We start from the raw sequence: 22,090 nt of genomic DNA, 5'->3' as shown, positions 1-22,090 counted from the left end.
TACATCCAGAATCAGTCAGAGGGTGCTATCCATCCCCACCGTATAGACGGTGGGGAATTCCGCACCTTACGTTAAACAAAGTTTGAGATATTCCCTTGCTGCTGCGCCTCGCTTGCCATCTCTAACCCAGCAATGCAAACGCGATTAAAACCTACCTCTCTCCCAAGAGAAGTCTGGGATCCCTGCTGTGAAAAGCTTGAAGAATATCTTGCTGAAATGACTGAGCCAATGAGCTGGGTTCCTCACCTGCCATCGGGAAAAGCCATCTGGCCGGCAAGAAGCGTTCACTGTCTCTGCAAGTCAACAGACAGCGCTTCAAAGTTGTTGTGTGATTCTCCAGATCAGGCGATCATTCGCTCAGATTTGGGGGGAAGCAAGCTGTTGTCAAATACTTTCTCCAGAGGCGGTTTGGCAGAGAGGCCAAAGCCATCCACCACCTGAGCAATCGCGGTTTCCATCCGGGCAGGCACCACGTCCCCCAAGCCAATTTCCCGCACCTCATCGGTAACAAACAGACGCGGCATAGCTAGGGTGAGACGCAGTTTCTCAATGGCCGTGTCCAGCACCTGCCCTTCGGCTCTGGCTTTGTCCAAAAACGCCAACATATTGCCGTCGGGGTCGCGGATGGTGTCTTGCCAGCCCTTGACGTAGGCCCTCAAGAAAGCTTTGAGTTGCTCCGGCTTCTCGCGCAGCAGTTGCACGCGGGTGATGACGGCATTACCGTACAGCTCAAGGCCATAGTCGTTGTAGAGAAAAGGCGTGATGTCGTTCAAGCTAACGCCACCCCGCACTAAATTGGGCATGGCCGAGGTCATAAAGCCGCTAATTGCGTCCACCCGGCCTTGGATCAGGAAGGGCTCGCGTAACTGTGGCTCCATGGTTAGCCACTCTACTGAAGCCGGATCGATGCCGACTTGCTTGGCAAACACCGGCCAGAGCCGACGCGGCGCATCTCCTGCAGGCGCCCCCAGCTTCTTGCCCGCCAGTTGGGCCGGCTCTGTAATGCCTCTGCCTTTCAGCGTATAGATGCCGAAGGGAGAGCGGTTGAAGTGAACAAAGATCGCCACCAGGGGCACATCCGGGTTTTTGGCGTTGAACTCGATCATGGAGTAGGGATCCCCTTCCCCCAGGTCGTACTGGCCAGCAGCAATCTTAGTGATGGAATCGGCAGAGCCAAAGCCGCGCTCGTAGGTTACTTCTAGCCCCTCTTCAGCAAAGTAGCCCTTCAAGATCGCAGTTCCAAGGGGGGTATCCATCGAGGAAGGCAACCAAGAAAGGGTGAACTTCAGGGGTGTCAGGCCCTGGGAAACCAGAAGCGGCCCGCGGCTCTGGGCCTTGGCCTTTAGCCCGCCAACGGCCACCAGAGAGGCAGCCGCAGCAGCAGATTGCAGGAATTGGCGACGCGACGATTTCGAGATGGACATATCCGTATGCTCCGCAGCACCTGGCTCAGTAGGGATCCGCAAGGGGAAAGGTGGCCAAGAATGAGGCGACGACCCCAGAAGGTCAGCTTAGCAAGACAGAGTCAAACTTCTGTATTCGAGAATACCTTTACTGCTGAGGAAAGCCCCTTTCCGCAAAAGTGGGAACTTGGTCTATCCTTTTCCGGTTCAGGCCGAGAGAAAGGAAAAGCAGGCACAAAAAAGGCAGGGTTGACTTGTCCCTGCCGAGAAGTTCGAGAGCTGAGAGCACGCTCTCCTTGTCGCAATCGCTGCATCAAGGCGCGGTTCCGTTTGTCCAGTTGGCGCTTACGTGCCGATCCCCCGCGACCGCGACGGTTTCTGCCCTGATGGCGGGGAGATTCATGAGATTTCAACAGCATGGGATCCCCTTGCTCAATTAAACAGACTTGGCCGATTTTAGACGAAACCTCAGACGTTGACAGTAGGGAAAACCGCCTGCTGGAGAACTTCGCCCTGGGACAGCCAGTCTTTGAGGCGATGGGTGGCTCGGCAGTCATCCTCGTTGTAGATAAGCGAGTGCTCCAAATAGCGGCGCTCCCGCGTTTCCAGCCATTGGCTATACCAATAAATAGACTGGGCGCCATTGGCATCGGGCAGCCGCCACTCGAAACCCAACCAGCGGGCGATGTTCTTTAGGGAATAGCTCTCAATCGGCAGCACCACCGAGCGCTGTACCCAGGCGTGCAAATCCACAAAGCGCTGCAACAATTGCCTCACCTGACGGGGATCCGTGCGGTATTGCTCCCCCAGTCGTCGGCAGGTCTGCACCTCAAAGCCGTGAAAATGGTAGATAGGGGCGTCGGGATAGCGTTGTGCCAGTTGCAGAAACTGCTCCCAAGCTTGCCCTTCTTCCCGCGGGTCGGCAGCCAGGCAACCGTGGTAGTTCGCAACCTTTGTCCCCTCGGCTTGCTCTACCACCAGCAAGCCCAGCAGGTAGGCGACGTTGTGGCGGGGATCCGCCTCGATATCGAAGTACAGCTCCACGGGTGTTGTGGGCAACGGGGGAGACTGAATCCAGAGGGGCCGGCGGCTGAGGGTGGCACGGGCTTGTAGCTGCAGTTGTAGGGCCACGCCGGCTCCCAGCTTGGGGATGGCTTGCAGCATTTCTAACTGGGCGTTGGCCAAAGCCTCAATCGAATCGATCCCTGCCTCTTGCAAAAGGGGATAGCGGGATCCGGTTACGCCCGGCAGCAAAGTGAGGGGCTGGGCAACGGCGTTCAATTGCCGACAGTGCTCCCGCCAGTGGCAAAGATGACAGCGGCTGCGGGCCATAAACACCTGCGGCGGCTCTGGTTGGTTGAGAGTGCCCAGATACTCTTGCAGCAGGCGGCGTACCTGGGCGCGGCGGCGGCTTAGGTGGACAGGGTGCCACTTTCCATCTTTTAAAATCAAAAAGCCACGCTTGGGCACCTGCCCCTGCAGGGATCCCAGCAATTCTGCCTGCAGCGCCAGCAACAATTCGTACTCCGGTTTGGGGCGCTTGCCAATGCGAATGTGTACCGGCCAATAGGAAGGTTGGACGGCGTGCCGCCTCCTGCCAACGAGAGCGGGATCCCGAATGAGAAGATCCAGTGAGCTGCTCACCCAGACGGAGCGGAACTCTGGCCCAAACTCCCATGGTGTCTTGCCGACGCCGCCCCAGTCCTCTGCAGCCTGGTCAGGATCTGGCTCAAGTGAGGCGCCAACATCAGGCTCCAAACCTGCCAGCTCCTCAGTGCTGCTCGAATCCAGTTGCCAGAACAGCTCTGCCAGGATCTGGCCGCCGTAGATCCGCTCCGCTCCTGCCGCCATAGCCGCCAAGAGGGCCCCGTTGCCCGGCGTCACCTGTTCGCCGGGAAATCGTTCCAGCACGGCAGCTTGCAAAGCTTGGCGATCCCGACGCCATTGCTCCAGCAGGTTTTCCGGCGGCAGCTTGGCTTCTTGAGGCCCAAACCGATCTAAGTAGGGCAGGCGCCGGCAGCGAAAAAAAGCCAGCAACTCCTCTGCGTCAACAGAACCCTGCTGTGCTGCTGCAACGCGGAACTCCAAGGGCGGACGACCTCAAGCTCTGCTGCCATTGTGGCACGCCTTTTGGGGATCCCTTAGGACTTGCGATCCTGGGCCGGCAAAAGGTGAGAGATAACCTAGACTGCCGCTGACAGCAGGGATCCCCGACAAGACCTGTGGCTCAACTGACGTATGCTGGAGAAGAAAGATTTCTTTACACCCGCAGATGGAGCCAACTGTAACCGCTCTTTCGATGGCCCCGGCCCTGCCCCAGACCCAGCCGGCAGCAGTGGAAATGCAGGGGGTGTGGAAGCGCTTTGGGCAGCAGGTGGCCGTGCAGGACCTGAGCCTGCGGATTCCGCAGGGGGAGGTGTTTGCCCTGCTGGGGCCCAACGGCGCCGGCAAATCCACCACCATCCGCATGCTCACCAGCCTCACCCGCCCCAGCCAGGGATCCATCCGGGTGGGAGGGTATGACGTGGTGCGGGATCCCTTGGCGGTGCGGCGGCAGATTGGGGTGGTGTTGCAGCCCATCACCCTGGAGGCAGAGCTGACGGTTTGGGAAAATCTGGAGTTCCATGGGCGCATGCACCACATCCCCAACCCGGATCGGCAGCGGCGCATCGACGAGTGGCTGGAGTACGTGAAGCTGGCCGACCGCCGGCAGGACAAGGTGAAGACCCTCTCCGGCGGCATGAAGCGGCGCTTGCAAGTGGCCAGGGCGCTGTTGCACCGGCCGCAAATTTTGTTTTTGGACGAGCCGACCGTTGGGTTGGATCCCCAGGCGCGGCGGCTGTTGTGGGAGATCCTGCGGGATCTGAATCGGCAGGGGATGACCTTGCTGATTACTACCCACTACATGGAAGAGGCCGAGGAGCTGTGCGACCGCATCGGCATCATGGACGGCGGGAAGTTGATCGAGTTGGGCAGCACCGACCAGTTGCGGGCGAAGTACGGGGAAGCTCTGCTGGTGCGCTCCCGCCCTGGCCAGGAGGTGAGCTACACCTTTTTCCCCAGCCTGGCGGAAGCCCAGCGGCAGTTGGAAGCCGAACCCGACAAGACCGGCCTGATGGTGCGCCCTGCCAACTTAGAAGACATTTTTGTGCGTCTGACAGGCCGTCGCCTCGATTAGCGCGCTCTCTCCCTTTGAAAGAGGGAGGTTACGGTTTTTCCTCTCCCCACCCCTCTTTGGGAGTGGGAGGCTCGAACTTGTAGCCAACGCCGCGCACGGTGCGGATCAGTTCCGGTTGGCTGGTATCGGTTTCCAGCTTCTTGCGAATTTGGCCGATGTGGACATCGACCACCCGTTCATCTCCCTCGTGGTTAAAATCCCACACCTCTTGAATCAGCTCAGACCGTCGCCAGACCCGCCCTGGGTGTCGGGCCATGGTGTAGAGCAAGTCAAACTCCAAAGCTGTTAGGTTAATTGGGCGCCCGTCACGGGTGACTTCTCGGGTTTCCGGGTCGATTACCAAAGAGGCAAAGGTCAAGACCGGTGCGCCGGCCATTCCGGTCTTCGTTCGTTGTCGCCGTAGGATGGCCTGCACCCGTGCCAGGAGCTCCGGCAGGCTGAAGGGCTTGGTCAGGTAGTCATCTGCCCCCAACTGAAATCCTTGCAGCTTGTCGGCAGGATTCACTCGGCTGGTTAACATCAACACATACACGCCGGTCTCTTCTTGCATCTGCTGGCAAAGGTCGTAGCCGCTCACATCCGGCAAGTTCAGATCCAAAATCACCAAGCTCGGCTGAAAAGCGCGCAACTGCTGTAGGCCCTCGGCCCCCGTCATCGCCAGCTCCACTGAGTAACCCTGCCGCTGCAAGTACCGCTGCAGCAGAGTGCAAATGCTGGGATCATCATCGATGATGAGGATGCGGGGCATGGCGGCTCGACACTCTCGAAGACAGCAAGAGTCAAGGGTACAGAGTGTTGGTATATCGGGATCCCTTCGGCAGCTCATGGGCGGCGATTGCGCAGATACACCATGCTCCCAGCTTGCCAGCCAAAAAGGGAAAAGAGACGCCCTAACTCGGCAGGAAAGGGCAGCAAACACAAACGACTCACTAACTACTTAAGATTATTTCAGGTCTTTGTGAATAGGGTCACATGGGGGAGTTTATCCTTGCTGAGGCCGTCTTTCTCTCCTTAACGGGGGTTTATTCAAGGATCTTGGGCATTAGGGTTGCCTAGATGGAAGGGGAAGAGGATCCGCCAGGCAGATCCTTACACCTGGAGTTAACCTAGAAGCCTTAGCACTTTGTTTTCCCATCTCGAAGGTTATGCCTTAGCGTGATATCGTAGCAGTTCATCCTGGAGACCTATGTACAATCCCGATGAAGTTTTCCGCAAAGATGTCCAGTTGGCCCTCTTCACCTGGGGGATCCTGGAGCTGGCTTGTTTTGTCATCATCCCCTTCACCGGAGCCTATGCGTTCTCGCAAGTGGCAGATTGGCTGTGGCCCTCTTTGGTTCTGGGGCCGGTAGGTGCAGTGGTGGTGGCCTTTTGCTCGAAGCTAACGGTAGCTGCCAACAACCTCCGAGATCCGAAACAGAAAAAAGCGCAGCGGCAAATAGCCCAGGTGATTAGTTTTTTCGGCTTCCTGGGCTTGTCCCTGCCTCTAATCTTGGCCGGATGGGTGTTTGGTCGAGAGATTTTGACAACTGACTGGCAAAACAAGTTTACCAATTGAGTGGGGGTAATGAGTAGGGGTTGACATGCTCCCGTCACCGATCCCAGGCGGTACAGTGCCGGCTTCCCAACATCTCTGTTGAGCTTTTCCGGTCATTCCCAAAGATAGATTTCGCTACCGGTCTGGAGTTTCCCCTCGACAGACCGACTGCGCAGAGTGTTTCTCTTTCCCAGTTGTCCTGCAGTACTTCCCAACTCTCCCAATAACACCACATCCGAATAGCAGTGCAGTAAAGCCTTGCAAGACAAGGTTTATTTGTCTAGCTCATCCATCGCTGGCAGCATAGGGAATCGCCAGACGAGGGGAGCCCCTGTATCCCGATGCTCACCTTTCAGCTAGGGCGCGGGACTTAGAGCTCCCCGAGCCCCTCAAAAGTTAAATTGCTCTAGCGCTTAGCATTGTCCATACTGTTGGGGGTGAGGGCCGGTGCGGAGCGCTTGGGTCAGCGGGCGTTGTCCCGCCGGCCCAGCTCGTAGAGGCCACCGCCAACACAGGCAATAAGGCCCCAGGAGACGGCCCAGCTTTTGCCCAACGAGATCTCGGTGAAAGCCACCACCACCGCTGCTGCCAACAGGAAAGGGATGACGCTGAGCAGAGAGGCCAGAGCCCCACTGGGATCCCAGGACAACTGCTTTTCCCAACCCTCCTGCAGGCGGCGGTGCAGTGGCGACAACCCCCACATCAACCCCAGGCTCCAGAGGGCTGTGGCCGCCCACAACGAAGGGCGGATCGCCTCCAGTCCCCCAAATTCAACCCCCATAGCCTCCATGGCCAGCTCCCAACCCTGCCTTTCTAGGCTAGCGGGATTGGGCCCAGTCGGTGGCAGTAATGGTGGTGCCGGGAAATTGAATGGGATTGCCCAAGCTCTGGATCTGGGCTTGGAGAGCGGGCAACAACCGCAAGTCCAGCAGCGGCTCCCGCAGGATCTCCGCCGGGATCAGATCCCGCTCCAGGGCAAAGTGGGCCGTATGACCCGCTGCCGTGCCAATGGCCCATTCCACAGGATGCACCCGGTAAGAGGCGCTGGCAATGCGGCTGGTGGCGATGTTCTTGCTGCCAGCTAGAAGATTGTCAATGCGCTGGGGGATCAGGGCCCGCAGCGGGATCTGGTAGGGGTAGGTAGGGGCTTGGGCATCTTGGTTGTGGCTGGGGGGCAGCGAAAAATCCGGCAGCAGGCACTCGTGAAAATCAATAGGGTACTGCCCCACCCCCACCGAATCGTAGAAGATGAAGGGGCGCCCGCGGTTTAGCTCCGATTCCCGCGTGGTGATATCCGACTCGTAGATGGTGAACCCCTCCGGGTAGGCAAGGCTGGGCCGACCGAGGATGCGCCGCGACTCGCGGATGTAGGGGTACTTGGAGAGACCACTGGCAGTTCCCATCGGGCTATTGGGCCCTTTGAGGTAGCGGTAGCGCAGGTAAAAGTCCTTTTGAAAGTCAGGATCCGCCTGCTGCAGGAGAAAATCCGTCCGCCCCGCCACCAGCCAGTAGAAGAAGCCTTTAGCATGTTGCTCGGCCCGCCGCAGCGCCTCTACCCGCAAGCCCCCCATCCAGCCGCCGGGATCCAGATGGGCTTGCAGTTGCTCGTGGGTGAGGATGAGGTTCTTGTCTGGCCCGGTGATGCGCCAGTCGTTGCCCCAGGTCCAGTTCTGCAGGGATTGATCCCCCACCCGGATGGCCTCTTCCCCAAAGCCAAATACCTGTCCCCGGATGCGGCGGTAGGTGAAGACCAGGGCAAAGTTAAAGCGCGGCTGTTCAAAGCTGTAGTAGGGGCCGTGCAGCGGGTCGTTGTAGAACTCCGGCTTGATGGGCACCTGGGGCACAGCGGAGCGCTCGACAACAAAGGTGTAGGTAAACCCCTGGGTGCAGTAGGGATCCCTGTAGGGCTTGGAGCTGGGCTCCCAGCGGCTTTCCCCATCCGTGCCAAGGCGGTAGGGCACCCGCACCAGGGGCAACAGTTCGCCGGTTTCGGTAGCATCGATAACTACCCAAGGTAGGGTTTTGCCCTGCCGCTGCGGCGGCGGCTCAAAGCGCAGGATCTCTTTGTCCCAGTCTGCGGTGGGCTCTAGGCGGTAAAAATCCAGCAAGTAGGTGGAGAGATCCCCCCGATTCTCCGGCTGGACGCCGGCGTGTTTGGGAATATTGCGGATGGCCTGCACACTGCGGATTTGGTAGTTCTCAATCTCCACGTCCTTGACCACCGTCTCGGTAAACAGCCGCAACTGCCCCGACTGCAGGTAGGGATCCAACATCTCTCGGATGACCTGGTGGCCCACCTGGGGTGAGAAGCAGAGCACGCTCACCCAGCACTTGCCGGGGTTGGGATCACCGCCGTACTTTTCCCGCACCCGGCGGCGAAACTCTCTATAGCCCTGGGGAAAGATCTCGTTTTCCCGCTGCAGGGGCCGCTCATCCAAAGCCGAGACCCCCTGGGCGCTCACCTGGCCGCCAATCCAGTCGGTCATTTCGGTCATGCACACCTGTCGCCCCAAGCGCAGGGCATCGTAGGCCGCCGCCACCCCCCCCAGCCCGCCCCCAGCGATGAGGATCTCGCAAGGGATGCGGGTTTCCGGCAGAGGCTGGGCCAGAGCCGCCCCGGCGCCCAAGATCCCGGCCCCCAGGGCACCGCAGCCCCATCCCTTTAGGTTGAATGCCAGCTTCATCCCTGCCCCGTAACTCGGCCTGCCGGACTTTCCGGCAACTTTTATCATGGGGGAAAGCGCTGCAACTGCTCATGCCGGATTCCACCTTCGTCATCACCACACCCATCTACTACGTCAACGCTGCCCCCCACATCGGCAGCGCCTACACCACCATGGCGGCGGATGCCATCGCCCGTTACCACCGCCTGCGGGGCAAGGATGTGCTGATGGTAACGGGAACTGACGAGCACGGCCAGAAGATCCAGCGCACCGCTGAAGAGCGCGGCCTTCCGCCGCAGCAGCACTGTGACGAGATTGCCGCCCAGTTTGTGGAGCTTTGGCGGTTGCTGGATATCCGCTACGACCGCTTTATCCGCACCACTGACCCTCGCCACAAGGCCATTGTGCGGGAGTTTTTTCAGCGGGTTTGGGAGCAGGGGGATATTTTTGTTGGACGGCAGCAGGGCTGGTACTGCGTTGCCTGCGAGGAGTTCAAGGACGAGTCAGAGCTCCTAGAAGGTGGGTTTTGCCCCCTTCACCCCAACAAGAAAGTGGAGTGGAAAGACGAAGAAAACTACTTTTTTCGCCTCTCTCGCTACCAGGAAAAACTGGAAGCCCTCTATGCGGAGCACCCGGAGTTCATTCAACCGGAAAGCCGCCGCAACGAGGTCATTAACTTTGTCAAGCAGGGCCTGCGGGACTTTTCCATCTCTCGCCCCAGCGTCTCCTGGGGGATCCCCTTCCCGGCGGATCCCAGCCAAACCCTTTACGTTTGGTTTGATGCCCTCATTAACTACCTCAGCGCCGCCTTGGATCCTCACGACGAGCCCACCCTGGAGAACGCCCTGCGCCGCTACTGGCCTGCCGATGTGCATCTAGTGGGTAAGGACATCGTCCGTTTTCATGCCATCTACTGGCCGGCCATGCTCATGTCGGCAGGGCTGCCGCTGCCTAAACAAATCTTTGGCCACGGCTTTCTCACCAAAGATGGCCTCAAGATGGGCAAAAGCCTGGGGAACACGCTGGATCCCTTTGAGCTGGTGCAACGCTACGGCGCCGATGCCGTGCGCTACTATTTCTTGACCGAAATTGAGCTGGGCAAGGATGGCGACTTTAGCGAGGGCCGCTTCATCGAGGTTCTCAATGCTGACCTCGCCAACGACCTGGGGAATCTGCTCAACCGCACCCTCAATATGCTCAAAAAATACCAGCCCGACTACCGCATTCCCCCGGTGCAGATCGCAGCGGATCACCCCCTCAAAACCCTGGTCGAGCGCCTAGCCCCGGCGGTGGCCGATGCCTACGAGCGGCTGGATCCCAGCTCCGCTGCCCGCAAAGCCCTTAGCTTGGCCCAAGCCAGCAACAAATACCTTGACGAGCAGGCTCCCTGGACGCTGCACAAGCAGGGGCAAAGCGAACAGGTGGCCCAGATCCTCTACGCCGTTTTGGAAAGCGTGCGCTGGGTGGCGGTAGCCCTTTCGCCCATTATTCCTAGCCTCAGCCTCAAGATCCTGCAGCAGATGGGGTTTCCTTTGCAGGATGTTACCCAATTGCGCTGGGATCCAGACGCCAGTTGGGGCCGGCTTCCCGCCGGGCAAGAGCCCCAACCTCCTGTGCCCGTCTTCCAGAGGATTCTCAGATAGCTCTCACGGATTGGTGGCATCGGGTCGGGAAGGCTGCGCATTGGGGGGGGATCCCTCTGGCGTTGCTTTGCTGGCAAAAGAGCGCATATCTCCCAAGGGAATGCTTGGCGCAGCAGCAGAAAAAGGTCGACCAGCTTGGCCTGAGCGCAACTGAGGGTTACGCATGGCGGTGGGGGGAGTCTCGCTGGACAGCGCCTGCCAGGCCGCCCGTACCCCTGCCCAAAGGCTGCGGACATTGACCTGAGCGCCACGGGCTTGGTTGCGGGCCCCTTCCAGGGAGCGGTTCACCTGCTTCACCACCTGTCCGGCCCCCTTGACCCCTTCGTCGAGGCTGTCGGCGATCTCGCTCACTTCCAAGCTGGTCAGACGCAAAGCCTCCAGCGTAGGGGGCAATTCCCGCAGCAGCGTGTCGAAAAAGCGTTCCACGCTCTGGGCGGCTCGACCCAATTGAATGACGGCAGGCAGCAGGGTCAGGATCACCGCCAAAATGCCCACTGCCACCAGACCTACCGAGAGGCCCAACCAAAATACCGGCTCGGTCATCGCGCTTCTTCCTGTCGATCTTGGGCTTCTAAGTTTGCTTCTTCCCTGGCCCAGGCGCTGCGGTTTTGGGCTTGGCTCAGTTCTTGTCGTTTTTGCAGCATGGCCTCTTTGCCCACCGCCACCGCCTGCTGCAGTCGTAGCAGTGCTTCGTCCAGACTTTTTTGAGCAGAGTCAAGCAGCTTTTCCGATTGGTATTGCAGGCTGCTGGTCACGTCTTCTGCCACCTCCGGCAGCGCCTCTGCCGATTTTTTCAAGAGTCGCCGCGTCTCCCGTCCGCTGCGGGGAGCTAAGAGCAGGCCAATAGCCGTGCCCACTGCCGTTCCCAGCAACAGCCCACCAATAAACGCGCCGGTTCGGTTCTCCGCCATGCTTTGCCAGAGTTGAGTTGGATACGGGTGGCCCCGAAACCAGACTACCTCAAGATCTCTGCGGATCGACGGGCTTTCTGCTTCTGCTGGCCGCCCCTAGAGAATCCGCAGGGGATCCACATCCAAGCTGACGCGGATCCCTTGGGGGGGATGGCCAATCGCGGTGTGAATCTGTGCAGCGAGCTGGGAGCGATCCCAAGCTTGATCGGGAAGCTGCTTTAACAGGATCTGCCAGCGGTAGCGTCCGGCAACCCGCTCCACCTGGGCCGGCCCCGGCCCTAGCACCTCTGCCGGGATCCCCTGCAGACGTTCGGCCACCTGATGGCAGTAGCGCTCCAGAGCCTCCAGGCGAGTGCTGCTCAAGCGGATCAAGATCAAGGCTCGATAGGGAGGATAGCCCCCCTCTTGCCGTTGCTGTAGCTCGGCCCGCAAAAACCCCTCGTAGTCGTGGGCCAGCACGGCCCGCAAAATCGGGTGCTCCGGCAGATAGGTCTGGATGATCGCCTGCCCCGGCAGGGATCCCCGGCCTGAGCGGCCCGCCACTTGGGTGAGCAGTTGAAAGGTGCGCTCGCCGGCGCGGTAGTCGGGCTGGTGCAACAGGCCGTCGGCAGCCATCACCCCCACCAGCGTCACCTGGGGAATGTCCAGCCCTTTGGTGAGCATCTGGGTGCCCACCAGCACCTGGGCCTTGCCGCTGCGAAACTGCTCCAGCAGCTCCCGGTGGGATCCCTTGCGGCGGGTGGCGTCGCTGTCGTAGCGCAGAATCTCTAGCTGTGGCCAATGCTGGTGCAGCACTTCCACTACTTTTTGCGTGCCGGTGCCGAAGTGCTTCAGGTAGGCGGATCCACAGGCGGGGCAGCGCTGCGGATGGGGCTGGCGGGCGCCGCAGTAGTGGCAGCGCAGCTCTTGCCGGCCCTCCAGGTGAAAGGTGAGGGAGACGTCGCAATGGGCGCAGGTGAGGACAAAGCCGCAGCCGCGGCAGAGGACAAAGGTGCTGTAGCCGCGGCGGGGAACGAAGAGGATGGCCTGTTCCCCCCGCTCCAGCGTCTGCTGCAGGGCCTGGTGCAGACGGCGGCTGAGGATGCTGCGGTTGCCGGCCTGGAGCTCCTGGCGCATATCCACCAGCTCCAGTTGGGGCAGGGTGGTCGGGATCCCAGCTTGGGGAATGCGCTGCGGTAGGGTCAGCCGGATCCACCGCTGCGGATCCTGGAGATGGGCGGCGTAGGTTTCCACCGCCGGTGTGGCACTGCCCAAGACCAAGGGACAGTTGGCCAGCTCGGCCCGCCACTCGGCCACCTGACGGGCGTGGTAGCAGGGCTGGGGCTGATCCTGCTTGAAGCTGTCGTCGTGCTCCTCGTCCAAAACGATGAGGCCGAGGTTGGCTAAGGGGGCAAACACCGCCGAGCGGGTGCCAATCACCACTTGGGGAGTGGCGGTCAACATCTGTCGCCAGGTGTCGTAGCGCTCCCCCTCCGAGAGGCCGCTGTGGTAGGCCCACACCTGGGATCCCAGCCGCGCCCGCAAGCGATCCATCAGTTGTGGGGTAAGGCCGATCTCCGGCACCAGCACCAGCGCCGACCGCCCTTGTTGCAGCACCTGGGCGATCACCTGCAGGTACACTTCCGTCTTGCCAGAACCGGTGACCCCGTGCAGGAGAAACCGCCGGGGCCGACCCAAGGCTTGTCGGATCGCCTCCACCGCCTCGGCCTGGGCTGCCGTCAGGGGCTTGGGCAGATCCCGCCACCCCGGCAAGTGGGCATCTGCCAGCCGCAGCAGCGGTCGCTCGTAGAGGTGGACACGGCCTTTGCGGGCCAGCCCCTGCAACACCGCTCGGCTCACTCCTGCCAAGCGCTCCCACTCGGTGAGCAGCAGCTCCCCCCCTTTTTGCTTGAGGATCTGCAGCGCCTTCTGCTGGGGCAAGCTCAGCCCCTCCGAGGAGTCGTCGGCCAGACTGGCAGCCAGTTGGGTTTTCATCCTACCCCCCTGCTGCTCCTGCCAAAAGCTCTCCACCCAACCCCGTCGCTGCAGTTCCCGCAGGGCCAGCTCGGCGCCGGGCATCTGCTGTTGGATGTAGCGCCAAGACAGCTCTCCCCCTTTGGCCTGCAGCAGCTCCAGCAGGGTTTGGGCAGCCGGCGAACATCCCCCCACCGCTTCCGGGCATCGCACCAGGCGGATACGCCGCTGAGAACGGCTGAGCAAACCAGGGGGCAGAACCGTGCGCACCACCTGGGCCAGAGGGGTAAGGTAGTAGTCGGCCACCCGCTGCAGCAAGGGCCAGAATTCCTTGGGCAGGATCCCTTTGGCCACCACCGCCTCGATCTCCCGCACCGATTGCGGATCCACTCCTGCCGGCAGCTCCGAGCGCCAGCCCAAAGCCACCCCCCCTGCGATCTGTTGACCAAAGGGCACACTGAGCAGGTCGCCGGCCTCTGGGGTGGATCCCTCTGGCACGCGATAGGTAAAGCAACCGCCCAAATGGGGATGATCCACCCACACTTCCAGCCAGCGGGGGGGAAGAGGCTGCATCACGGACGGGGCAAGAACCTGGGCAGATCGACCGCCCGCTTGCTTGCCCGAGCCGGCAGGGGCTGAATTGGGGGCTTGGGAGACAGAGCTTGATCGCTCGCGCCAGCAGGTCTGGAGGTATCGGCACGAGGCGGGACATCCAGGCCCTTGCGCTCCAACGCCGCCTTCAAGCTCAGCACATGCATCTGCTGCTGCTCGTACTTGTCTTTGAGGGATCGGTTTTCTTCCCAGAGAGCAGCTCGTTCTGCTTGTAAGACCTTCAACTGCTCTGCCAAAGTTTCCGCTTGCTTCTGCAGATGGGCGATGGCACTCTGGGCAGAGCGCAATTCTGGCTGCCGGTCAGGCTGGGCGGCCAACTGTTCCAAGGCAGCCTGCAACTGCTGCTCCAGGGTGGAGAGATGCTGCTGGGCTTGGGCGTACCGTTCCTGGAGATGGCGGTGTTCTTGCTGCCAATGGGCAATTTCTGCCTGGGCTTGGGAGAGAGCCGCTTGCAGCGCCTCGGCCTGAGCTTGCCATTGCTGTTGCAGCCGTTGCTGCTCCTGGGATCCCTGATGCAGATGTTCCTGCTGAGCTTGCAAAGCGGCCAGCTGAGCCTGGGCTTCGGCCAGGGCTGCTTCCAGCTCCTGCCGTTGTTCCCGCCAGCGCTGCTCGGCTTCCGCTTCTGTCTCGGCATAGCCGGCCAAACGGGCCTCGAGATGCTCCCGTTGCTCTTGCCAGGCGGCCTGTTGGTCGCTGTACAGAGCCCGTAGGCTGCTCAGCTCCGCCTGAGCTTCGGCAATTTGGGTGCGGGCCAGACAAAGCTCCGCCTTAAAGCGTTGCAGCATTTCCACCCGCTTTTCTGCCACATCTTGGGCTTCCAGAAGAGAAGCTTGCAGCTCCTGCTGACGGTGTTCCCATTGACGGCGCTCCTGCGCGTGGGCCAGGCGGAGCTGCTCGATCTGCTCTTGTAAAGCCTCGATATCCTGCCGCTGCCGGTCATTTAAACGTTGTCGAGCGGCAAGCTGAGCTTCCTGCTCCGAGATCTGGACCTTCTGCTCCGCCAAAGTCTGCTGCAACTGTTGCAGGACGCGCTCCCGCTCCTGCAGCGCCTTCTCCTGTTCGGCCACCTTCTGGCGCAAAGCGCAACATTCTGCCTCAAGGCCAGCATCTGCAGAGGGTTGGGCTTTCAGTTGCAAAAGCTCTATCTGCTGTTGCTGCCGGCGGGACTGCAATTCCGCCTGAGCCAGTTGACTGCGCAGAGCCTGAACCTCGGCCTGCAGTTTCTCCTGAAGGATTCGCCGCTCTTGGAGCTCGGCTTCGGCTTTGAGCAGACGGTTCTCCAGTTGCTGTCGCTGGGCCAAATGGCGCTCTGGGTCGGGATCCGATTCCGTTCGCGCTCCTCGGACGGAATCCTTGGCCGACCTGCCTGCTTGAGCCTCTGGAAGGATGGGATCCGAGTCGCCTGAGGAGGGAGCACGCATAGGTTGAAGGGGAGATGCAGCAGTTGGGGTGAATGATAAAGTTCCCTGCAGTATAGAGAGATTTTTGGGCGGGTTCAAGCCAGAAGATTGAACTCGCGAGATCTCTTGCCGATCCCGCTCTGCGCCAGACGAAGTGCCATCAGACTGGCTTGGACGCATTCTTTCTTGTGCAGTTCCAGAATCCCGAAACTGGGACTGGGCAGAAGCGCTCGGCTGACTTTTTTTCGGTCGTGGGGCGCGAGCCCGACGGAATGGGGACTCTGACCCGCTGCTGCTCCGAGAACCGGCCACGATTGCCCCCTTGGATCACCCACAACACCCACCCTGCGGCTGCACCATTGTGCCACACTCCCATCGCGAAGTGCTACGCAGGACAGCTTGGGCTTCTTCTAAAACGTCAACCTAAGTAGAATGTGCCTAAGCTCCGCGCAGGGGTTTCCAGGAATGAAGCTGAAGGGGATAGGGGCGACCAACCGCTAAGCTAATCTAACAATGGACTTCCATCCTCATGCCCAATGCCGATTGTGCTCATCTGTGGCCCTGCCCGCTGCGGCAAAAGTCGGCTGGCGGAGAACCTGGCGGCTGCTTCCGGCCTGCCGGTCATCTATCTGGCCACCGGGCCCAAACCCGACCCTGAGGCCGACCCGGAGTGGGCCGAACGGGTTCAGCGGCATCGGCAACGGCGTCCCCCCACTTGGCAAACCTGGGAAACCGGGCCCGACCTGGGGGCCGACCTGCAAAAGCTGCCCCAGCCCTGTTGTGCTCTGGTGGATTCGCTGGGGGGGTGGGTGGCGCAGGGCCTAGACTGTCCCGCTGCAGAATGGGATCCCTTGGTGCAATCCTTCTTGGCAACCTTGCCAGTCCACAGGGGGGAGATCATCCTGGTGTCAGAAGAGGTGGGCTGGGGGGTGGTGCCCGCCTATCCGTTGGGACGCCGCTTTCGGGATCGGATGGGGGAGCTCACCCAAAAGCTGGCTCCTCTGGCCGACCAGGTGTTTTTGGTAACCGCAGGCTTTGCCCTCGATCTCACCCGCTGGGGGATCCCGGTGGCAGGCGAGGTGGGGCAGAGCTGAGATAAGCTGCATTTGCAAGTCAGATATCAGATAGCCGTGTCGTCGTGCCGATTACCTTCTACCTTCCTGCCAAGGCCATCCAATCTCTGGATCTCACCCCTGGCCACGAATTAATGAAAACCCTGATGGCGGATCCCGTCCGGGCTGCCCAACAGGTGCAATGCGCCATCGATTGGCCGCGCAGCCCCGACGATCCGCGCGAGCTGTCGGAGATCCCGGAGGTGCGCCTGTGGTTTATCCGTTGGGATACGGTCTGCCCCTGGATGCCCTACTTCCTCAACTGGCGCCAAGGAGAGCTGGCCCGCTACGCAGCTATGTTGGTGCCTCATCAATTCAACCCTCGCGAGGGCATTGTTTACAACCCAGAAGCACTGGAAATCTTTGTCTATCAGAAGATCTTTGTGTTGATGCGTTGGTTCAAGCAGCAGAAACTGGGATCCCTCTCGATGCTGCGGGATATGGCTTTGGTGTTTGGCTTCGAGGTTCAGCCGGAGTTTCTCACTCTCTGGGAGTCTGAGGCGGGGGATCCAGAATCATGAGGGTGATGGTGGCCGATACTTGGCCGGCGATCCCCGGAGCCGCAGCAGTGGCCGGCGCCTGGCAAGAGGTGACCCAAAACCCTTGGGGCCGGCTCAGGGTGGATTCCAACCCTTCGGAAGCTCAGCTCAAGGCCCTCTGGCAACAAATCTGCGAGTGGGCAGGAGAAAAAGATCCCCTACTGGTTCTGCCGGGCAGTGTCGCCGATCCCCTGGGGCCAGGCCAAACCTGGGCGGATCTGGCCCATGCGTGGGGGTTCAGCTTGCTCTTAACGCTGCAACGGAAGGCCGCCCTGAGCCAAGCAACCGTCTTTGCCGCCCTGATGCGCCAAGCCAAGGCCCGCAGCTTGGGGTGGGTGCTGGTCGGATCCCTGCCCGAAACCGAGGATCCCCAAGCTTTGGAAGAGCTGGATGCAACTTTGATCCCACACCTGGAGGCTCAAGTCGGAATACCGGTGCTGGGGAGAATGACTCTGGATGGGCAGATCCTTTGGGACACCGATTTCCTGGAGCAACTGGGCTACGTTCGTTGATCTCCTTCCCATGACAGGAGCCTGAGGCTCGCCCGCCAAGCCCTTGTTGTGGAGCGCTATCCCTAACTCCCCTCTCCCTCAGGGAGAGGGGCTGGGGGTGAGGGATGGGAGAGGGGCTGGGGGTGAGGGTAGCGTCAGATGCCAGGAACCAGACTTGAACTGGTGACACGAGGATTTTCAGTCCTCTGCTCTACCAACTGAGCTATCCCGGCTCTGGGCTTATTATCTTACAACCCTGCGAAGGCTTTCGGCAACTGGTAATACCCCCCATTCAGCCAATCAGTTTCTCCAAAGCCTCCATCTGGGGAATGCAGAGAACCTCTCGGGTGCGATCCCGGCGGATCAGCTCTTCCTGCTCCAGCTTAGACAGGACACGGGTGACCGTTTCCCGAGCCAAGCCGCTCAAGCTGCTCAGCTCCCGATGGGGCAAGTTGGGAATCTCTACGCCACCCCGGCTGACCCGGCCACGAGACTCGGCCAAGAACAGCAGGATATCGGCAACACGGGCCGTACTACTGGCCTCGCGTAACTGCAGACGACGGTTGATCTGCCGCAAACGACGCGACATGAGTTGAGCAAGTCGGATGCCGGCCTGGGCATCCGAGGCCAAAAAAGCCCGAAAGTGCTGGGCCGACAGACAACTGACTTTGGTGGCTGTTAGGGCTATGACATCGGTGGAACGGGGCGCTTCGTCCAAGGCGGCCATCTCCCCGAAGACTTCTCCTGGGCCGAGAATGGTGAGGGTGATCTCCCGGCCTTCGAGATCATGGGTGCGAATCTTGACCCACCCTTCCAGGATAAAGTAAACGGCGTTGCCCCAGTCATTTTGTAGCAAGATGGCCTGATTGGCCGGGTGGGAGCGCAACGACATTTGCCCGGCCAGAACCTCTAGCTTCTCAGGAGGGAAGCCCTCGAACAGGAGCATCAGGCGCAGGTCATCTGAAGTTACATCGCTCACCGCTGGATCCTCCTGCAGGCGGTCAATTCTGGTCGAGTTGGGTGAGAAAAGGGTGGGGGCCTTTAAAGACACGTTGACACACTTCCCAACCTCCTGCTGGCTTTGTGTAAGGCGAAATGTTCGGGTAAGCGCACCCCTGTTCCCTGCTCAACAAGAGCTGCTGCCCTCCTCTACAGCCATTGCAAATAGCGATGCAGCGGATGGTTGTGTCGATCCCCAACTCCCTTCTCCCTCTGGGAGAGGGGCCGGGGCGCGGCGGGTTCGGGAAGTGTCTTTCGGGTTGGAAATAACCTCAACCCGCAAACGGTGAAATCCACCTTGCTCATGTCAATTTTCCTGACTGGGTGCAGTTTGAGTCGAGACCCAAAGCTGCTGAAGTTGAGAGGGCCAATCTTGACTGGTATCCAGAACCCTCAAAAAAGGCCGTTCCAACTCGGAAAACTCCTCCCAGTGGGCTTGTTGCTCGGTAAGCATCTCGGCCGTGGCATCGGCAATGTCGGCAGGGCGCTGCTCAACTCCATCGATGCAGCCGGTTTGAGGAGCTTGGCTGCGGCGTTGCAGGCGCTCTCGCAAAACAGGCTCAGGGGCGTAACAGTGGAGAATGTGCAGCGGGATCCCCCGTTGTTGGGCCTGCGCAATGGCTATTCCCCGCAGCGCCTGCCGGTCGAACTTGGCATCCAGAATCACGGTGTAGCCCTCCTGGGCCAGCTCCACGCCCAACTGCACCAGGCGGCGGTAGGTTTTATCGGTCATCTCCGGGGTATAGACCGCCGGCCCCCCCCGTTGCCATAAGGGGATCCCGGCCAAATGCTTGCGCACGGCATCGGAGCGAATGTGAATGGCTCCCTGCTGACGGGCTAGGTGACGGGCCACCGTACTTTTGCCGGATCCCGACAATCCCGACATTAAGAACAACTGCCCCTGCTTGGGGAGAGTGTATTCCCAGGCCAGGCGATAGTACCGAGCAGCAGTGCGGAAGGCCGTTGCCTTGGTTTCCTCTGTTGCCGTGGGATCCTCCAGCAAAAAAGAGGTAACCTTGGCCCGCACATAAGCTTGGCGATTGAGGTAGATGGGCAGGATTTTCAGCCCTTCCCAATCTCCGGTTTCTTCCAAGTAAGTGTTCAAATAGACGTTGCCCAGATCCGGACGATAGCGGGCATCCAGATCCATCACTGCATAGGATACGTCGTACATGACATCCACAAAGCGAAAGGCTTCGTTGAACTCGATGCAATCAAAAAGTAGGATCTTCCCTTCCCAAAAACAGATGTTGCGCAGGTGCAAATCCCCGTGGCATTCACGAATGCGGTCTTGTTCTATTCTTTGTTGGAAAAGCTCCTGCCGCTCGGCAAAAAAGCGATCGGTGTAGGCTCGGGTTTCTCGATATTGCCGAGCTGTTTGGGGGCCGCCGATGTAGCGCTGGGTTTGGGCGTAATTCTCGTCAAAGGCCTCGCGCACCCGTTCTGGCCGGCCAAAGCTGCGAATGTAATCGTTGGTCTCGGCCCGGGCATGAAACATCGCCACCACCCGCCCCAGCTCTTCCATCAAGGCCGGCGTCAGCTCTCCTCGCTCAAAGAGGTTGCTGAACAGTTGCTCTTGGGGAAATTGCCGCATTTGCAGGGCGTATTCTACAAGCTCGCCGCTGCCGCTGAACTGAAAGCGGCCATTGGTTTGAAAAATAGGCAACACCTGCAGATAAAGGCCGGGAGCGCCGCGTTGGTTCATGCGCAGCTCCTCTTGGCAAAAGTGGCGCCGCTGCTCTAGGGTGGTGAAATTCAAAAAGCCGAAATCCAGAGGCTTTTTCACCTTATAGGCATAGTCCCCCGTCAGCAGAATATAGGAAATGTGGGTTTGAATAAGCTGAATGGGATCCTGCGCCGGATGAGGGTAGAAGGCGGGATCCAGCATCGCTTGGATCAAAGGGGGCAGGTGGGCATCGGCCATGAAAAACGATAGAGATGGAAAGGTTGGGGTTAGGGATCCCGATCTTCCGCCACCTATTCCCTGAAGAGCAAGGCAGCCTCCTGAGGGGAGAGGCGGATCAGGCTGATCCCTTGCTTAATTAGGGTATCTTGAGCTGCACCGGAAAGGGCGTAGGGCCAGACCAGATACTTGGTGTTGATGTAGTCTTGTCCGCGCTTGGCCAGGTTCACCTGTTCCGAGAGCATGCGCACCTCTGGCCCGCGGCTGATGGTGGCTTCGGCCCGGCGAATGCGCTGCATCAATTGGCTGAACAGCTCCTGGGGCTGCTGCACAAACACCACAATGGCCAAGTCACAGGGGTTGTAATAGTTGCCGATGCCACAGAGGAGCAGGGCTTCACTGCAGAGAACGAGGCTTTCCTGGTCTCCCAAGGCCACCACCGGATACAGAAAGGTGCGCACATCCTCCAGTTGCCAGTGGTTAAAAGAGTGGCTATCCACCTCTCCCCGCACCCAAGAGGAGATGGCAGGAAAAACCGCTTCACTCAACAGCCGATAGGCCGTCTGGGGCCGTCCCAGCCAGCAGAGGGCATTTTCGTAGAAGCTCTCGTTCTCCAACAGGTGGGGGGTGAGAGGAGCGACCATGGGCAGATCCTCGACCAACTTTTCCAGCATGCCTACTCGGGGATGGTTAAGGCAATTTTGCCCAGAACGGATCCCTGCTCCAGCAGCCGGTGGGCGGCAGCCGCTTCGGCCAGAGGAAAGGTATGGCTGAGCTGGATCCGCAGTTGGCCCTGGTCGATGAGGCGGGCACACTGCCTGAGAATTTCCGCCTGGTTTTGCTGGGCGTTGGTGAGGTTTTTCAGCATCGGGGTGAGCATCAGCTCGAACCCCACCCGCAAGTTGCGGTCGCGGGCCACCCGCCAATCGGTCTCCGGGGCCGGCGCCAGCAGGGTGACGATATCCCCGTACACGCGCACCGCGGGGAAGGTCTGCTCCAAGATCGCGCCGCCCAAAGTATCCAGGGCCAGATCCACCCCTTCCCCCCCTGTCCAGTCCCAAACGGCCCGCACAAAGTCGGTCTGCCGGTAGAAGATGGGCAAGTCGGCCCCCAAAGAACGGACAAACACCGCCTTTTCTGGGGTGCTCACGGTGGTGGCCACTTTGGATCCCCGTAGGCGGGCCAGTTGGATGGCCACATGGCCAACTCCACCCGCTCCCCCGTGGATAAGCACACGTTGGCTGGCCTGCAGCCGTCCCCGGTCGTAAAGGGCTTCCCAGGCGGTGATCAGCACCAGCGGAGCAGCCGCAGCTTCGGCAAAGCTCAGTGTTCTGGGCTTGGGAGCCACAAAGCGCTCGTCCACCACGATCAGCTCGGCATAGTTGCCCGCCTGCCTGCCCAGACCGCCGTGGCAGAAGTAAACCTCATCTCCCACCGTAAAGTGCCTGACGCCGGATCCCACGGCTTCCACAACGCCGGCACCGTCACACCCCAAGATGGCTGGCATCTCTTCGGGGTAGAAGGTGCCTCGCCGCCGCAGCTTGGTGTCGATGGGGTTGACGCCGGCTGCCCTGAGGCGGATGCGCAGCTCCCGCTCACCGCGAATCTGAGGTTCAGGGACTTCTCGGAGCTGCAGAACCTCTGGCCCACCGGCCACACTCATGACCACAGCTTTCATGCGCTCAAGTTGTTCGGTTCTGGTTGGATTGGCCCGTTCAATGGATGCAAGATAAGACTTGGCATTATCGA

The 22,090-nt window shown here is 60.1% G+C and carries 19 protein-coding genes and 1 tRNA gene; 6 read left to right on the top strand and 14 right to left on the bottom strand.

Annotation, left to right across the window (positions count from 1 at the left end):
- Nucleotides 1–341 precede the first annotated feature (341 nt).
- A complete protein-coding gene (locus NW851_RS06870) occupies nucleotides 342–1,424 on the bottom strand; it encodes an ABC transporter substrate-binding protein (RefSeq protein WP_414337383.1) in 1,083 nt (360 codons plus the stop codon).
- 447 nt (nucleotides 1,425–1,871) lie between these two features.
- Nucleotides 1,872–3,440 carry a TM0106 family RecB-like putative nuclease gene (locus tag NW851_RS06865; protein WP_414337382.1) on the bottom strand — a complete coding sequence of 523 codons (1,569 nt, stop codon included), beginning with the start codon at nucleotides 3,438–3,440 and terminating at the stop codon, nucleotides 1,872–1,874.
- Between the two features lie 235 nt (nucleotides 3,441–3,675).
- On the opposite strand from NW851_RS06865, the gene NW851_RS06860 reads away from it, so the two are divergent.
- Entirely contained in the window at nucleotides 3,676–4,581 is a 906-nt protein-coding gene (locus NW851_RS06860; RefSeq protein WP_414337380.1) for an ABC transporter ATP-binding protein, read from the top strand.
- Nucleotides 4,582–4,609: 28 nt separating this feature from the next.
- Here the strand turns inward: NW851_RS06860 and NW851_RS06855 are convergent, their stop codons facing one another.
- Entirely contained in the window at nucleotides 4,610–5,329 is a 720-nt protein-coding gene (locus tag NW851_RS06855; protein ID WP_414337378.1) for a response regulator transcription factor, read from the bottom strand.
- Nucleotides 5,330–5,767: 438 nt separating this feature from the next.
- On the opposite strand from NW851_RS06855, the gene NW851_RS06850 reads away from it, so the two are divergent.
- The gene (locus NW851_RS06850) at nucleotides 5,768–6,136 is read left to right on the top strand and encodes a hypothetical protein (RefSeq protein WP_414337376.1); all 369 of its coding nucleotides are present in this window, start codon (nucleotides 5,768–5,770) and stop codon (nucleotides 6,134–6,136) included.
- A gap of 442 nt (nucleotides 6,137–6,578) precedes the next feature.
- On the opposite strand, the gene NW851_RS06845 is transcribed toward NW851_RS06850, so the two are convergent.
- Complete coding sequence (locus NW851_RS06845) at nucleotides 6,579–6,896, bottom strand: hypothetical protein (protein ID WP_414334789.1); 318 nt, start codon at nucleotides 6,894–6,896, stop codon at nucleotides 6,579–6,581.
- A gap of 37 nt (nucleotides 6,897–6,933) precedes the next feature.
- Nucleotides 6,934–8,799: an FAD-dependent oxidoreductase gene (locus NW851_RS06840; RefSeq protein ID WP_414337374.1), complete on the bottom strand. Its 1,866-nt coding sequence runs from the start codon at nucleotides 8,797–8,799 to the stop codon at nucleotides 6,934–6,936.
- A gap of 71 nt (nucleotides 8,800–8,870) precedes the next feature.
- On the opposite strand from NW851_RS06840, the gene metG reads away from it, so the two are divergent.
- Nucleotides 8,871–10,421, top strand: coding sequence for a methionine--tRNA ligase (gene metG, locus NW851_RS06835; protein ID WP_414337373.1), 1,551 nt, complete (start codon nucleotides 8,871–8,873; stop codon nucleotides 10,419–10,421).
- A 3-nt stretch (nucleotides 10,422–10,424) separates the two neighbouring features.
- Here metG and NW851_RS06830 read toward each other — a convergent pair whose 3' ends face one another.
- The 4 genes from NW851_RS06830 to NW851_RS06815 all read right to left on the bottom strand — a co-directional run bounded on the left by NW851_RS06830 (nucleotide 10,425) and on the right by NW851_RS06815 (nucleotide 15,318).
- The gene (locus tag NW851_RS06830; RefSeq protein ID WP_414334786.1) at nucleotides 10,425–10,964 is read right to left on the bottom strand and encodes a hypothetical protein; all 540 of its coding nucleotides are present in this window, start codon (nucleotides 10,962–10,964) and stop codon (nucleotides 10,425–10,427) included.
- Nucleotides 10,961–11,332: a YtxH domain-containing protein gene (locus tag NW851_RS06825; protein ID WP_414334785.1), complete on the bottom strand. Its 372-nt coding sequence runs from the start codon at nucleotides 11,330–11,332 to the stop codon at nucleotides 10,961–10,963. The genes NW851_RS06830 and NW851_RS06825 overlap by 4 nt, the downstream gene beginning before the upstream one ends.
- 96 nt (nucleotides 11,333–11,428) lie before the next feature.
- Nucleotides 11,429–13,858, bottom strand: coding sequence for a primosomal protein N' (gene priA / locus NW851_RS06820; RefSeq protein ID WP_414337371.1), 2,430 nt, complete (start codon nucleotides 13,856–13,858; stop codon nucleotides 11,429–11,431).
- Entirely contained in the window at nucleotides 13,858–15,318 is a 1,461-nt protein-coding gene (locus NW851_RS06815; protein WP_414334783.1) for a hypothetical protein, read from the bottom strand. The genes priA and NW851_RS06815 overlap by 1 nt, the downstream gene beginning before the upstream one ends.
- Nucleotides 15,319–15,833: 515 nt before the next feature.
- Here NW851_RS06815 and cobU point away from each other — a divergent pair.
- From cobU to NW851_RS06800, 3 genes are read left to right on the top strand one after another with little or no spacing between them, the layout of a single operon-like run.
- Nucleotides 15,834–16,391: a bifunctional adenosylcobinamide kinase/adenosylcobinamide-phosphate guanylyltransferase gene (gene cobU, locus NW851_RS06810; RefSeq protein ID WP_414334782.1), complete on the top strand. Its 558-nt coding sequence runs from the start codon at nucleotides 15,834–15,836 to the stop codon at nucleotides 16,389–16,391.
- A gap of 44 nt (nucleotides 16,392–16,435) precedes the next feature.
- Nucleotides 16,436–16,930 (top strand): CRR6 family NdhI maturation factor, encoded by a 495-nt coding sequence (locus tag NW851_RS06805; protein WP_414334781.1) that lies wholly within the window; start codon nucleotides 16,436–16,438, stop codon nucleotides 16,928–16,930.
- On the top strand, nucleotides 16,927–17,460 hold the full coding sequence (locus NW851_RS06800; RefSeq protein WP_414337369.1) for a hypothetical protein: 534 nt from the start codon (nucleotides 16,927–16,929) through the stop codon (nucleotides 17,458–17,460). Before NW851_RS06805 ends, NW851_RS06800 begins: the two co-directional genes overlap by 4 nt.
- Before the next feature lie 139 nt (nucleotides 17,461–17,599).
- Here the strand turns inward: NW851_RS06800 and NW851_RS06795 are convergent.
- The 5 genes from NW851_RS06795 to NW851_RS06775 all read right to left on the bottom strand — a co-directional run bounded on the left by NW851_RS06795 (nucleotide 17,600) and on the right by NW851_RS06775 (nucleotide 22,019).
- A tRNA-Phe gene (locus NW851_RS06795) sits at nucleotides 17,600–17,672 on the bottom strand.
- A gap of 59 nt (nucleotides 17,673–17,731) precedes the next feature.
- Nucleotides 17,732–18,385 (bottom strand): Crp/Fnr family transcriptional regulator, encoded by a 654-nt coding sequence (locus tag NW851_RS06790; RefSeq protein WP_414337388.1) that lies wholly within the window; start codon nucleotides 18,383–18,385, stop codon nucleotides 17,732–17,734.
- A 360-nt stretch (nucleotides 18,386–18,745) separates the two neighbouring features.
- The gene (locus NW851_RS06785; RefSeq protein ID WP_414337367.1) at nucleotides 18,746–20,362 is read right to left on the bottom strand and encodes an AAA family ATPase; all 1,617 of its coding nucleotides are present in this window, start codon (nucleotides 20,360–20,362) and stop codon (nucleotides 18,746–18,748) included.
- Nucleotides 20,363–20,415: 53 nt separating this feature from the next.
- Nucleotides 20,416–21,015, bottom strand: coding sequence for a hypothetical protein (locus NW851_RS06780; RefSeq protein ID WP_414337366.1), 600 nt, complete (start codon nucleotides 21,013–21,015; stop codon nucleotides 20,416–20,418).
- A 2-nt stretch (nucleotides 21,016–21,017) separates the two neighbouring features.
- Nucleotides 21,018–22,019 carry a zinc-dependent alcohol dehydrogenase family protein gene (locus NW851_RS06775; RefSeq protein ID WP_414337365.1) on the bottom strand — a complete coding sequence of 334 codons (1,002 nt, stop codon included), beginning with the start codon at nucleotides 22,017–22,019 and terminating at the stop codon, nucleotides 21,018–21,020.
- Nucleotides 22,020–22,090 lie beyond the last annotated feature (71 nt).

The organism is Synechococcus sp. H55.7 (genome assembly GCF_047462395.1).
Taxonomy (GTDB): Bacteria; Cyanobacteriota; Cyanobacteriia; order Thermostichales; family Thermostichaceae; genus Thermostichus.
This window is presented reverse-complemented; position numbering and strand designations above follow the sequence as displayed.